The organism is Pseudoalteromonas sp. NZS127, from assembly GCF_015864805.1.
GTDB classification, from domain to species: Bacteria; Pseudomonadota; Gammaproteobacteria; order Enterobacterales; family Alteromonadaceae; genus Pseudoalteromonas; species Pseudoalteromonas nigrifaciens.
This window is the reverse complement of the sequence record NZ_JADYWN010000002.1, coordinates 1-13,171: the sequence shown is the minus strand read 5'-3', so window position 1 is coordinate 13,171 and position 13,171 is coordinate 1. Positions and strand designations below refer to the sequence as shown.

8 protein-coding genes and 14 tRNA genes are annotated in these 13,171 nt (G+C 39.3%); 13 read left to right on the top strand and 9 right to left on the bottom strand.

Going from position 1 to position 13,171, the window contains the following annotated elements; translation table 11 throughout:
- Positions 1–2: 2 nt before the first annotated feature.
- The 6 genes from I6E78_RS01875 to I6E78_RS01850 form a co-directional block, all read right to left on the bottom strand.
- A tRNA-Val gene (locus tag I6E78_RS01875) sits at positions 3–78 on the bottom strand.
- A 151-nt stretch (positions 79–229) separates the two neighbouring features.
- Positions 230–305 (bottom strand) — tRNA-Val (locus I6E78_RS01870).
- A gap of 49 nt (positions 306–354) precedes the next feature.
- Positions 355–430: transfer RNA gene (locus I6E78_RS01865), tRNA-Val, on the bottom strand.
- Between the two features lie 151 nt (positions 431–581).
- Positions 582–657, bottom strand: a tRNA-Val gene (locus I6E78_RS01860).
- Positions 658–706: 49 nt separating this feature from the next.
- Positions 707–782 (bottom strand) — tRNA-Val (locus I6E78_RS01855).
- 150 nt (positions 783–932) lie between these two features.
- Positions 933–1,008 (bottom strand) — tRNA-Val (locus I6E78_RS01850).
- A gap of 735 nt (positions 1,009–1,743) precedes the next feature.
- On the opposite strand from I6E78_RS01850, the gene I6E78_RS01845 reads away from it, so the two are divergent.
- The 10 genes from I6E78_RS01845 (at position 1,744) to I6E78_RS01800 (ending at position 6,957) form a co-directional block, all read left to right on the top strand.
- Positions 1,744–1,819 (top strand) — tRNA-Ala (locus I6E78_RS01845).
- Positions 1,820–1,856: 37 nt separating this feature from the next.
- A tRNA-Glu gene (locus I6E78_RS01840) sits at positions 1,857–1,932 on the top strand.
- Positions 1,933–2,076: 144 nt separating this feature from the next.
- Positions 2,077–2,152, top strand: a tRNA-Glu gene (locus tag I6E78_RS01835).
- A 174-nt stretch (positions 2,153–2,326) separates the two neighbouring features.
- Positions 2,327–2,402: transfer RNA gene (locus tag I6E78_RS01830), tRNA-Glu, on the top strand.
- A 178-nt stretch (positions 2,403–2,580) separates the two neighbouring features.
- Positions 2,581–2,656: transfer RNA gene (locus tag I6E78_RS01825), tRNA-Glu, on the top strand.
- Between the two features lie 178 nt (positions 2,657–2,834).
- A tRNA-Glu gene (locus tag I6E78_RS01820) sits at positions 2,835–2,910 on the top strand.
- A gap of 178 nt (positions 2,911–3,088) precedes the next feature.
- Positions 3,089–3,164, top strand: a tRNA-Glu gene (locus tag I6E78_RS01815).
- 174 nt (positions 3,165–3,338) lie between these two features.
- Positions 3,339–3,414 (top strand) — tRNA-Glu (locus I6E78_RS01810).
- 284 nt (positions 3,415–3,698) lie between these two features.
- A complete protein-coding gene (locus tag I6E78_RS01805) occupies positions 3,699–6,566 on the top strand; it encodes a M16 family metallopeptidase (protein WP_197181849.1) in 2,868 nt (955 codons plus the stop codon).
- A gap of 124 nt (positions 6,567–6,690) precedes the next feature.
- Entirely contained in the window at positions 6,691–6,957 is a 267-nt protein-coding gene (locus I6E78_RS01800) for a DksA/TraR family C4-type zinc finger protein (protein ID WP_089367986.1), read from the top strand.
- 53 nt (positions 6,958–7,010) lie between these two features.
- Here the strand turns inward: I6E78_RS01800 and gloA are convergent, their stop codons facing one another.
- The gene (gene gloA / locus I6E78_RS01795; protein ID WP_086998883.1) at positions 7,011–7,412 is read right to left on the bottom strand and encodes a lactoylglutathione lyase; all 402 of its coding nucleotides are present in this window, start codon (positions 7,410–7,412) and stop codon (positions 7,011–7,013) included.
- Positions 7,413–7,974: 562 nt separating this feature from the next.
- Here gloA and I6E78_RS18815 point away from each other — a divergent pair.
- Together I6E78_RS18815 and fbaA are read left to right on the top strand one after the other, a co-directional pair.
- Positions 7,975–8,109, top strand: a complete 135-nt coding sequence (locus tag I6E78_RS18815) for a hypothetical protein (protein ID WP_011327778.1) — start codon at positions 7,975–7,977, stop codon at positions 8,107–8,109.
- Positions 8,110–8,175: 66 nt separating this feature from the next.
- Positions 8,176–9,258, top strand: coding sequence for a class II fructose-bisphosphate aldolase (gene fbaA, locus I6E78_RS01790; RefSeq protein ID WP_011327779.1), 1,083 nt, complete (start codon positions 8,176–8,178; stop codon positions 9,256–9,258).
- Between the two features lie 232 nt (positions 9,259–9,490).
- On the opposite strand, the gene I6E78_RS01785 is transcribed toward fbaA, so the two are convergent.
- Positions 9,491–11,398, bottom strand: coding sequence for an aminotransferase class V-fold PLP-dependent enzyme (locus tag I6E78_RS01785; protein WP_011327780.1), 1,908 nt, complete (start codon positions 11,396–11,398; stop codon positions 9,491–9,493).
- A gap of 440 nt (positions 11,399–11,838) precedes the next feature.
- On the opposite strand from I6E78_RS01785, the gene I6E78_RS01780 reads away from it, so the two are divergent.
- Positions 11,839–12,747 (top strand): HNH endonuclease, encoded by a 909-nt coding sequence (locus I6E78_RS01780; protein ID WP_197181848.1) that lies wholly within the window; start codon positions 11,839–11,841, stop codon positions 12,745–12,747.
- Here the strand turns inward: I6E78_RS01780 and I6E78_RS01775 are convergent.
- On the bottom strand, positions 12,744–13,171 hold a 428-nt coding region (locus I6E78_RS01775; protein ID WP_197181847.1), incomplete at its 5' end, for a transposase. The two genes, I6E78_RS01780 and I6E78_RS01775, sit on opposite strands and share 4 nt — an antisense overlap.

Genomic DNA, 13,171 nt, shown 5'->3' with positions numbered 1-13,171 from the left:
TGTGGTGGGTGATACTGGACTTGAACCAGTGACCCTCGCCTTGTAAGGGCGATGCTCTCCCAACTGAGCTAATCACCCACATATAAATTAAAACGCTACTATTAAAATAAATAGTACTGGATTTTAACCAGTGAACACTGCCTTTACTTGTAAATAGCGGCGATGCTCTCTTTTTTCTAACTGAGCTAATTACCCACTTAGATTTTTGTAATATACACCATTTTAAAAATGGTGGGTCGTACTGGACTTGAACCAGTGACCCTCGCCTTGTAAGGGCGATGCTCTCCCAACTGAGCTAACGACCCATATTACAATTTTAAAACGAGACTATTATATAATCATAGGTTTTATATGTGGTGGGTGATACTGGACTTGAACCAGTGACCCTCGCCTTGTAAGGGCGATGCTCTCCCAACTGAGCTAATCACCCACATATAAATTAAAACGCTACTATTAAAATAAATAGTACTGGATTTTAACCAGTGAACACTGCCTTTACTTGTAAATAGCGGCGATGCTCTCTTTTTTCTAACTGAGCTAATTACCCACTTAGATTTTTGTAATATACACCATTTTAAAAATGGTGGGTCGTACTGGACTTGAACCAGTGACCCTCGCCTTGTAAGGGCGATGCTCTCCCAACTGAGCTAACGACCCATATTACAATTTTAAAACGAGACTATTATATAATCATAGGTTTTATATGTGGTGGGTGATACTGGACTTGAACCAGTGACCCTCGCCTTGTAAGGGCGATGCTCTCCCAACTGAGCTAATCACCCACATATAAATTAAAACGCTACTATTAAAATAAATAGTACTGGACTTTAACCAGTGAACTTCGCCGTTGCTTATTAGTAGCGGAGATGCTCTCTTTTTCTAACTGAGCTAATTACTCATATAGAAATTTAGATGTGAACACTTATAAAAAGTGGTGGGTGATACTGGACTTGAACCAGTGACCCTCGCCTTGTAAGGGCGATGCTCTCCCAACTGAGCTAATCACCCACATCTAAACAACAATACAATGCTGCGTTGTTGTGGGGCGCTATTATAGATAGAGTTGTAAATGTGTCAACACTTGAATGATAAAAATGTGCTGAGTGGGGGTTTTATAAACAACAAGTAATGTTTGGAGTTTGTTTTATCGACAAATCAATGCTTAGTGTTTAAATAAACGCCGTATTATCTGTTTAGGCTTAGATAGTTAATATCGAAAATCAAGAAAGTAATAAGCCAATCTATTTTAACTTAGTTGCTGTGGTGTGTTTATTGATCATAAAGTGCAGCTTATATAAAGTAATCACTTAAGTTATAAATTTACGCCGTGATTAAATCCCCTTTAAATTAAACCAATTTTAATCCGCAAAAAATCAATGCGATCTAATAGTGCGTAAAGTGGTTATTATGCCAAGGCATAAAGTAAGGATACGTCATTGAACGATGAACTAAATATGCCAAGTTGAATTTGCATATAAATGTATACCTTTTCTATGCTCAATAAAAATTAAAACAAGCAGAGCAGGGGTTATCTAATCATCCAGCCATAATTTATAATACACTCAAGGGGCTAATTTACTGTAAATTGCCCTTTTTAGCCTGCTTGGTAGCCAGTTTGTTGAAAAATAAACCATTTAAATAAAGCAGAACAAAAAACTGTTGACTTTATTTTGGGTGGTGCATAGAATGCGCCCCGCACTAAGCAATACACGACGTGTTTATCACAGCGTGTGTAAATAAGTTGGGGCTATAGCTCAGCTGGGAGAGCGCTTCGCTGGCAGTGAAGAGGTCTGCGGTTCGATCCCGCATAGCTCCACCAACTTATTAGTGTTTGTCCTAGGGTAGCAGTTTTCTGTGTCCCCATCGTCTAGAGGCCTAGGACACCGCCCTTTCACGGCGGTAACAGGGGTTCGAATCCCCTTGGGGACGCCATTTAGCTTTAATTAGTTAAAGGCGGTTTTACCGAGAAAATAGCGTCACAATTAAAGCTCGAGTCTTTACTTGTATTAAGCGCAATTACCTTAAAACTCAGGATGTGAGTTAAACTAATCAATTGTCCTAGTGATACATTTATGTGTCCCCATCGTCTAGAGGCCTAGGACACCGCCCTTTCACGGCGGTAACAGGGGTTCGAATCCCCTTGGGGACGCCACTTACTATCTATAGTAGGGTAGTGTTATTAAAAGCTCGCCTGAAACGAGTCTAAAAATTCAGTTGTCCTAGTGACACAGAAAATGTTTCTGAGAAGATAATGCCATTCGCCTCACAGGCTCGGTCTCATCTTACACAGAAATAGCAAATCAATGATTTGCAAACCAATTTCTGCGTCCCCATCGTCTAGAGGCCTAGGACACCGCCCTTTCACGGCGGTAACAGGGGTTCGAATCCCCTTGGGGACGCCACTTACTATTTAATAGTCAATGCAGTGTTATTAAGAAAGCTCGCCTGAAACGAGTCTAAAAATTCAGTTGTCCTAGTGACACAGAAAATGTTTCTGAGAAGATAATGCCATTCGCCTCACAGGCTCGGTCTCATCTTACACAGAAATAGCAAATCAATGATTTGCAAACCAATTTCTGCGTCCCCATCGTCTAGAGGCCTAGGACACCGCCCTTTCACGGCGGTAACAGGGGTTCGAATCCCCTTGGGGACGCCACTTACTATTTAATAGTCAGTGCAGTGTTATTAAGAAAGCTCGCCTGAAACGAGTCTAAAAATTCAGTTGTCCTAGTGACACAGAAAATGTTTCTGAGAAGATAATGCCATTCGCCTCACAGGCTCGGTCTCATCTTACACAGAAATAGCAAATCAATGATTTGCAAACCAATTTCTGCGTCCCCATCGTCTAGAGGCCTAGGACACCGCCCTTTCACGGCGGTAACAGGGGTTCGAATCCCCTTGGGGACGCCACTTACTATTTAATAGTCAGTGCAGTGTTATTGAGAAAGCTCGCCTGAAACGAGTCTAAAAATTCAGTTGTCCTAGTGACACAGAAAATGTTTCTGAGAAGATAATGCCATTCGCCTCACAGGCTCGGTCTCATCTTACACAGAAATAGCAAATCAATGATTTGCAAACCAATTTCTGCGTCCCCATCGTCTAGAGGCCTAGGACACCGCCCTTTCACGGCGGTAACAGGGGTTCGAATCCCCTTGGGGACGCCACTTACTATTTATAGTAGGGTAGTGTTATTAAAAGCTCGTCTGAATCGAGTTAAACTATTCAGTTGTCCTAGTGACACAGAAAATGTTTCTGAGAAGATAATGCCATTCGCCTCACAGGCTCGGTCTCATCTTACACAGAAATAGCAAATCAATGATTTGCAAACCAATTTCTGCGTCCCCATCGTCTAGAGGCCTAGGACACCGCCCTTTCACGGCGGTAACAGGGGTTCGAATCCCCTTGGGGACGCCACTTACTTATTTTAAGTATTGTATAAAGCAGTGTGATACCAGACGTTCTATTCATGACGTTATCAAGAACAATTATATCTTGTAAATGCCGCTTAATTTATTTAATAAGCTAGTGCAGTGTTATAAGAATAAAACTACAAATTTATACCCTCATTTCACACTTCATTTTTATATCTATCTATTTACACTTCGTTACAAAACCAATCTTACAATTGTTTCATATTCCTTGTTGTACTTTTAATTAGTCTTTAAACTCATTGAGTTAATTTAAATATGGACTAAAAAATGAAACTCACAAAAATCGCACTTGCTGTTTTACTTGCATCAGGGTTAGCTGCATGTAATAGCTCAACTCAAGCTGTTGATAAAAAGATTATTACAGAAGCATCAATCCCAGGCGTTACACTTATTGAATCAGTGAAATCAAACGCAGGTGAAATCAACATACCGTATAAAAAATATAAACTAGATAACGGTTTAACTGTAATTGTGCATGAGGATCATTCAGATCCCTTAGTACACGTTGATGTAACATACCACGTTGGTTCTGCTCGCGAAGAGTTGGGTAAGTCAGGCTTTGCTCACTTTTTTGAGCATATGATGTTTCAAGGCTCAGAAAACGTTGCTGATGAGGAACATTTTAAAATAATATCTGAAGCAGGCGGTACTTTAAATGGTACAACTAACTCAGATAGAACAAATTATTTTGAAACCGTACCTGTAAATCAATTAGAAAAAATGTTGTGGCTAGAAGCTGATCGAATGGGCTTTTTACTAGATGCTGTAACCCAAGAAAAATTTGAAGTACAACGCGAAACAGTAAAAAATGAGCGCGGCCAACGCGTTGATAATCGCCCTTATGGTCGTTTAGGTGAGCGTGTTGCTCAAGCAATGTATCCAGATGGGCATCCGTATTCTTGGCCTGTAATTGGTTTTATGGATGACCTTAACCGTGTAAATGTGAATGACTTAAAAGCATTCTTTTTAAAGTGGTATGGTCCTAATAATGCAACGCTTACCATTGGTGGCGACATCAACGCTAATGAAATACTACCACTGGTTACTAAATACTTTGCGCCAATTCCAAAAGGCACTGCAATACCTAAAGTAGAAAAAACAGCGGTAACACTAAATGCTGATAGATATATTTCAATGGAAGATAAGGTTCACTTACCTTTATTAAGTATGAGTTTTCCAACGACTTACGCTCGCTCTGAAGATGAAGCACCACTGGATATACTTGCAGAAATATTAGGTGGGGGGAACAATTCATTACTATACAAAAACCTAGTTAAAAACCAGCTTGCTGTTCAAGCAAGTGCAAATCATCCATGCCAAGAGTTAGCATGCTCAATTAGTCTTTATGCTTTACCTAATCCTACAGCAGGAAAAACGTTAGCTGATATGGAAAAAATTATTCGTGATTCATTTGTTGAATTTGAAGAGCGTGGTGTTACACAAGATGATTTAGATAAAGTAAAAGCTAAAATAGAATCGGGTGCAATTTTTGGTCTGCAAAGCGTATCAGGAAAAGTCTCTCAACTTGCCGCGTCAGAAACGTTTACAGGTAACCCAAACTCAGCTAAAGATGAGATTGCACGTTATAACAAAGTTACAAAAGCTGATGTTATGCGTGTTTTTAATCAATATATCAAAGGTAAATCTGCCGTTATTATGAGTGTTGTGCCAGAAGGGCAGACTCAACTTATAGCTGCCCCAGACAACTTTACTCCTAAAGCGCATGATTTTGGAGGGCCATCGACCACTTCAGCTGATGATTTAGTGGCACGAAGAGCAGTTGATACATTTGATCGAAGTGTTCATCCAGAGGCCGGTGCAAATCCTGCTGTGGATGTTCCTGCACTTTGGCAAGCTAATACTGCAAACGGTATTAAAATATTAGGTACTCAAAGTACAGAGACGCCAACGACTGCTATTTTTATTAAAGTTCCGGGTGGCTTGTATAATGAACAAGCGAGTAAAGTGGGTTTATCGTCAATGACTGCATCGCTAATGAGTGAGGCTACGCAAAACTACACCACAGAGCAAATGAGTAACGCGCTTGAAAAGTTGGGTAGTCAAGTAAGCATATACGCTGATAAAACACATACAAATGTATATGTTTCTAGCTTAACTAAAAATCTAGATGCAACATTAAAGCTTGTAGAAGAAAAGTTATTTAAACCGGCATTTAATGCAGATGACTTTGAGCGTAATAAAAAGCAAAGCATTCAAAACATCCAACATTCAATGAAAGATGCAGGTTATTTAGCCTCTAATACGTATAGCAAATTACTATACGGAAATAACATAGCTTCACTACCAAGTAGCGGTACTGTTGAAAGTATAGAAGCCATTACGCTCGATGATGTTAAAGCTTTTTATAATGCAAACTTTAAACCGCAGGGTGCCCAAGTTATTATTGTTTCTGATTTAAAAGAATCAACAATTGAACCTAAAATTAAAGCTGCCCTTACAAACTGGCAGGGCAAAGCTTCAAGCGTTGATTTAAATTTTGCTGAGCCAAAAGTACAAACAAATGTAATTTATTTAGTTGATAAGCCTGGCGCACCGCAATCAGAAATTCGTATTGGTAAGCGTGGCATGGTTGAAGATATTACCGGTGAGTTTTTTAAAGCTAACTTAATGAACTTTGCATTGGGTGGCACGTTTAACAGCCGTATCAATCTAAATTTACGCGAAGATAAAGGCTACACTTATGGTGCTCGCTCTCATTTTTGGGGTGATAAAACATCAGGTGGCTTTACAGCCTCTGCAGCGGTGAGAGCAGATTCTACTGCTGCGTCTATTACAGAGTTTACCAACGAGCTTAATAACTACGCTCAAAATGGTGTAACAGACCAAGAGCTTATGTTTATGCGCAAAGCTATTAACCAAAAAGATGCGCTTAAATACGAAACACCTAATGCAAAACTTGGCTTTTTAGCACAAATATTAGAGTTTGATTTAAAACCTAGCTTTGTAAAAGAAAGAAATGAAATTGTTAGTAATATTAGCAAAGAAGAAGTTAACGCCTTAGCTAAAAAACATTTAAACACTAAAGAGATGATTTATTTAGTTGTTGGTGATGCCAAAACCTTGCGCCCTGAGCTTGAAAAGTTAGGCATGCAGGTGATTGATTACAGTTTATAACTGTTAAAATTAATCGATTAAAAACAAAAAGCCGCTACAAGCGGCTTTTTTGTTCTATTCAGTGCCAATAAAGCTGTTAATAGCTATTATAAGTATAAACGTCCAACTCATTAGGAGGTTATATATGGCAAGTGGATGGGCACGAGAAGGTGCAGTTCAAGATCAAATAGACGCAAGTGTTAACGATGCTGTTCAGTACGCTCGCAGTAATTTGGCTTCAGGCTCAAGTGCTGAGTTGTGCGAAGAATGTGATGCTGCGATCCCTCAAGCGCGTAGATTGGCGTTACCCGGTGTTCGTTATTGTGTTGCATGCCAGCAAGCAATTGAAGGCAAGAGCGCAACAGTAGGGGCTTTTAATCGCCGAGGCAGTAAAGACAGTCAATTGCGCTAAAAAAGGTGCTAAAAGCACCTTTTTAATTTAAACCTACTTGCTTTAATACAAATTTAAAAACGACTCATATCTTCTTTTTTCTGAATAAGCTCAATTGCATAGCCATCGGGGTCTTTTACAAAAGCAATTTCAGTAGTACCACCTTTTACCGGGCCAGGCTCACGACTCACATTACCACCGGCTGCTTTAATATCGGCGCAGGTTTGGTAAATATCATCAAATTCAATGGCTATATGGCCATAAGCATTGCCTAAGTCGTAACTGTCTTGATCCCAGTTATAGGTTAGCTCTAATACCGTATTGTCTTTTTCGTCTCCGTAACCAACAAAGGCTAAGGTATAACGATATTCTTCGTTATCTGCACGGCGTAACTCTTTCATCCCAAGTACTTTGGTATAAAATTCGATTGATTTTTCTAAATCAGCAACACGTAACATAGTGTGTAATAAACGCATTTAAGCACCCTTGGATTGTCTTTAAATTTAAAAAATACTGTTACAACATGACGAAGACTGCGCAAAATAGCGCTTATTATAAAAGTAAGCTGAAACTCATTTTTATAATATATCGCATGTTTGCTTAGCAGCTACTTTGGCCATACACAGAGTAAAACACTGCAATTTGAGACTCAAAATATAATTGCGTATTCAGCGCAGGCCAGAAAATATAACAGTAGTAAGTCTTGATGCACATTCTATGGTTTTCATATAGATTTGCAATACATCTAGGTTGCACAACCTCTTAAACAATTTCACTATGGGATTTATTTAGCGTGCAGCAATCTAATTGCTCTGTTTCTACTAAGGCGCAAGCTTAGTTGAGGTATTAAAAGCAATAAAAACACCAGCCGAAGCGTAAAGTAGGTACAGGTACAGTCATAAATACAGCTATACTAGAGCAAGTATGTGCAGTGGGTACCGATTTAATAGGTATAACTGCTACGTAACCAAAATCACTCAGCGAACTTGTTAACTGTAATGTGCCAGTATTGCCCGGTGTTTTTAATACCGTGATATTATGGCGTTAAAATACGGCTTTGATGAGCAAAAACATTTTCCGCCATCTTTGTGTGATGGTATTGATTTTTTATCGGCTGTATTTTTTGCTCTGTTAGTTTTTGCCGTAACAGGCGTTGCTAAAAAGGGTGAGTAGAGCAACAAAACTGGCGAGCAATTACAGATGCTTGTATAAAAGCTTTAAAACAGTAAGGAACCTATAATGAATTATTTAGCTACAACTATTCAACCCGGCGTTATAGTTGGCGATGAAGTAAGTGCGGTATATAAGCATGCCCGAACAAATCAATATGCATTACCTGCAGTTAACGTTGTTAGTACCTCGTCTATAAATGCAACTCTTGAAGCCGCGCAAACAATGAAGTCACCGGTTATCATTCAACTTTCAAATGGTGGAGCGCAGTTTTTTTGTGGTAAGGGCTTGTCGCTACCTGAACACCAAGGGGCTGTACTTGGCGCGGTTAGTGCTGCTAAGTATGTTCATTCTGTTGCTAAGCATTATGGTGTAGCGGTTATGCTGCATACCGATCATGCTTCAAAAAAATTATTACCTTGGATTGATGGTTTATTAGATGAAGGCGAGCAGCATTTTGCACTTACTGGCAAGCCGCTTTTTAGTTCGCACATGATCGATCTTTCAGAAGAATCTTTAGAAGAAAATATTGAAATATGTGAACGTTACTTAGCGCGCATGGCAAAAATAGGCATGACCCTAGAAATTGAACTAGGATGTACCGGTGGTGAAGAAGACGGGGTGGATAACTCTCATCTCGATAGCTCTGCGCTTTATACCCAGCCAGAAGATGTAGCTTACGCTTACGAGCGCTTAAGTCGTATTAGTCCAAACTTTATTATAGCGGCGTCATTTGGCAATGTTCATGGGGTATATAAACCGGGTAATGTTGTGCTTACTCCTACTATATTAAAAGACTCACAGGCCTATGTAGCAAAACAATTTGGCTTAGAGCATAACGCAATCAATTTTGTGTTTCATGGCGGTAGTGGCTCTGAGTACGATAAAATTGCAGAGTCGTTAACATACGGCGTAGTAAAAATGAATATCGATACAGATACGCAGTGGGCGTGTTGGAACGGTATTTTAAACTATTACCAAGACAAACAAGCGTATTTACAAGGGCAAATTGGTAACCCAGAAGGGGACGACAAGCCTAATAAAAAATATTATGACCCTCGCGTATGGCTTCGTCATACAGAGCAGCATATGGCCGCAAGACTAGAGCAATGTTTTAACGATTTAAATTGTGTAAATCGGTACAGCTCATAAAAATAGCTTGTTAGTAAGCTAAGGTAAGTTACTCGTTATGTTAGGCTCAACAGATCTGTTGAGCCTTTTAATACTAATAACACCGTTTTCTATGGCTAAGCTATTTATTCGTTAAATAAAATACAGCTAAACATTAAAATAGTAATTCAAAAATTAACTCAATAACGCTTTATACAGCAGCAATGCCTAGCGACACAGCTGCTCAGTAAAAAGACTATGACCAAAAGACGCTTTACTTCTTAACCTTGCCTTTAAGAACATAGATCTCGCCATCGAAGCTTCCCTGAATCGTCAATCCTTGTCCCGCTAACTCTTTCAGATACTCTATATGATCTTCAGTTATATGCTGCCCCGGAACCAACAGTGGGATGCCCGGTGGATATGGCGTAACTAAACCGGCACAAATGCGGTTGTTACTTTTGCTAATAGGCACAGATTCGCGTTCGCCATAAAATGCATCGCTTGGAATACACGCTAGGTCGATGGCAGGTAAATTCTCCGGCAAGCGGGAGCGACGCGTCGATGTTGACAGTTTTACCTTACCGCTGTCGAGTTTTTTTAATGCATTGTACAGACGAATGATCTTCGAACGCGTACCTCCAAGCGTCAGTAAAACCAAGATAGTGCTGTGAGTGTATTTTTCTATTTCTAGCCCAATTTCATCCAGCAAGAATTTATGAATATCTTTTAACGAATAAGGCAATTGACTAATATCAATGAGAATTTTTAGTGGATCATGGCCCATATTGTCTCCGCTAAAATGCGGAAATATTTCCATAAAGTCTTGCTTACCAAGCACTTTAATATGGTTGAGCGAGGTCATTTGTTGTTTAAATTCTTCCACATGTTTTAGCAAGGCATTGAGCAGCTTATAGCCTTCCATTTCTAATTGCTTTTGGCACACGTCAAGCGACGCTATAAGTTGATACTTCGGCGATGTGCTGGCGTAAATACTGTAAATTTCTCGAAAGAAATCGGCATCAAAATCTGGATCGTTAATATGAATATAAGACGCTTGAGAAAACGCCGATACCACTTTATGCGCAGAATGGGTGATATAGTCGGCCCCAGCATGAATGGCAGAATAATAGCGTAAGCTGGGATGAAAAAGGGAGTAAGCAAACCACGCTTCGTCGATAAACACTTTAATACCATGTTGATGGGCAAAAGCTACCACTTGTTTCAGATCGCTAAGTAGGCCATCGTAAGTGCAACCAGTGAGAACCAGCAATTTTGCATCGGTATTTTGCTCGATCGCCTGCTTTATGTCGGCCAACGAAGGTGGTGCGAAGATCCCATATTTAGGATTTAAAATACTCGATAAATAAATGGGAAAACTAGCTGATTGCAATATGCCATAGTGCACAGATTTATGACAATTTCGGTCGATGATTACTTTATCGCCCTTGCGTAGCAGTGTCTGCAAAATGATTTTATTTGAGGTAGATGAACCGTTCGTAACGAAATAGGTATGCTTAACTTCAAACGTCGCCGCTGCTGATTCTTGAGCACGGCCAATGGTATTGGTACTGTCTGACAATGAACCTAACGAATCGACTGAAACCGACAGGTCGCCAACAAATACATTACGGCCATAAAACTGATAAAAATCTTTGATATAAGGGGAGTTTCTAAAGCTAGAACCGCCGCTATGGCCAGGTGTGTGCCATGAATCGTTTGCTTCGCCAACATAACGGCGATATGCCGTCCAGAATGGGGTTTCTCCTCGATCATCGAAGTCGTTGATCATATAACCTAAAATAGCTTCTGGGTCAGAAATCACCTCATCTTTAAAAAAGAAAGACTCAATTTCCCCCGACTCGTTAACTATTTCTAACCCTTTCGTGTCGTCGCCGATTACATACACAGGCAACTCGATACGGATCCCTTTTAACTGCTCGATAAAGCGACTATATGTTCTCTCGCCCTTGTTGTGTACATCCCAACTGAGAACCACAGCTTGAATATCACCATCTTCCTCTACATATTCCAACGCTTGCTTTAAATCAAGACATTCAATTATGTCGATATGAACATCATTTCGCTCAAAGTTAGGGATCGTTTTCGACAGATTTGTTGAAAGCTCTTGCAAGATGATAGGGTCTTGCTCAATTAACAAGATACGAAGTAAAGGTAACATAGGCGTTTTCGCAATAAAATTTCATAATGTTTAGTAGCATAACCAAAGGATTGATACTTGTGAAATTAATAGTTTGAAAATGCGCCAATAATTACGCAAAATCACGAATAAATAGATTTTATTTAAATTGACTTACAAGGTATGAAAAATCAAAGGTGCCAAAGTCAGCCACCTACTTTAATAAACAAAGTAATACTGGAATGCGCATTAATTATTGAGTTGAAGTAGCTCATATCTGACTTACAGCTATGAGCGATAAGCGCTCATTGAGATTGGCTAAATATCGTCGTTAATTGATTGGTTAAACTGCTCTTTGCACACATATTCATGAAAATGAGCCTTGAGCGCATATTGGTTCATTTAAATTTATCTGAAAATTTTAGAAAACTTAGTGATAGTAATACCTTAGATAATTTGTTAAAACTATATAAAGTAGATAAATGAGCGTTAAGTCGGCAGAAATATGCGCGATGAGCGCACTATTAAATTGTTATATTTTCAAGATAGCCAAAATTAAGGTGCATGATTCAAATATGGGAAAATATTCATTCACAGCGGCTCAAAGGTCAGCGATCTATGTCAAACATGGAGAGAAGTGTTATATGTGTACATCTCCAATTGATCTTAAATCAATGCAAGTTGACCATGTAATTCCAGAGAGTTTACTAGCTGACAAAGATCAACTGTCTTCAGTCTTAAACGATTTTGGTCTTCCAAGTGATTTTGACCTTAATGGCTATGGAAATTGGTTACCGTCATGTGCAACATGTAATCGAAAGAAATCCGCAAAAGTATTTACACCATCACCTATTATTCAAATTGAAATTGAGAGGGCAATTAATAAAGCCGATGAAGTTAATGAACTCGCTCAGAAAACGGTTTCTAATCGTGAGTTATCAAAAGCTATAAATACTCTAGATAGGGCCAAAGAATCTGGAGGTATAAGTGAAGAGTTTAAAATGTCACTTCAACCAATTATTGACTATCTACTAAAAGAGCGTAATCCTGATGCTCTATACGAAGATATTAAGCTAAGTCCATATTATGAAATTTCTCCAGGGCGGCAGCATATAGTTCAAGAAATAACTAAATATATGGGCTTAGACTTTATTATTTTAAGTCCACCAAAAAGTATAATTCTCTCTTTTGATAAACTATATGAACAAACTAAACAATATGGCATGCACCCTTTACTTCCAATTAACGGAGGGGCAATGACAGGGCTACATAGCGTAGGAATTATAAATCATGACAACAAGTTAACATCATTAGGAATTACTGTATTTAAAGCATCAGCACAAGAACAAAAAAATCTAACAACACGCCCTGAGGTGGACAGCAAGCACTAAAGCTCACTTTCCACCGCAAATTTTAACAGCGGTGATCCCTTACTTTTCAATGCGATTAAGTAAGTTGATTCATCGTAGGGCGTATGTGTTTTCCAGCACCTAAATAGTATTCTTATCCACTTAAATGCTAATGATCTGATGATGGTATTATGGGGTTTTCCTTTGGCTTCTTGCTGCCGATAATATGCTTTTGCCCAAAATGAATAACGTACAGATAATCCTGCCCATTCGACAAATGTTTGCCTTAAAAATTTAGTGCACGAATATCGCCAGTGTATCCATTCCTTCTTGCCACTGCGCTCAGTAACAGGGGCAATGCCTGCGTATTTTTGTATGTCAGCAGCGCACTTATAACGGTCACGATTTGACCCCATAGCGGCTAATAACCGAGGCGCTAATTGTGGTCCTGCACCTGGTAAACTAT

What these genes read in the sequence shown, in the direction of transcription:
- I6E78_RS18815 (WP_011327778.1), top strand. Translation starts at nt 7,975, where the DNA reads ATGGCGTTAAAATACGGCTTTGATGAGCAAAAACATTTTCCGCCATCT.
- I6E78_RS01800 (WP_089367986.1), top strand. Translation starts at nt 6,691, where the DNA reads ATGGCAAGTGGATGGGCACGAGAAGGTGCAGTTCAAGATCAAATAGAC.
- I6E78_RS01780 (WP_197181848.1), top strand. Translation starts at nt 11,839, where the DNA reads ATGAGCGTTAAGTCGGCAGAAATATGCGCGATGAGCGCACTATTAAAT.
- fbaA (WP_011327779.1), top strand. Translation starts at nt 8,176, where the DNA reads ATGAATTATTTAGCTACAACTATTCAACCCGGCGTTATAGTTGGCGAT.
- I6E78_RS01805 (WP_197181849.1), top strand. Translation starts at nt 3,699, where the DNA reads ATGAAACTCACAAAAATCGCACTTGCTGTTTTACTTGCATCAGGGTTA.
- I6E78_RS01785 (WP_011327780.1), bottom strand. Translation starts at nt 11,398, where the DNA reads ATGTTACCTTTACTTCGTATCTTGTTAATTGAGCAAGACCCTATCATC.
- gloA (WP_086998883.1), bottom strand. Translation starts at nt 7,412, where the DNA reads ATGCGTTTATTACACACTATGTTACGTGTTGCTGATTTAGAAAAATCA.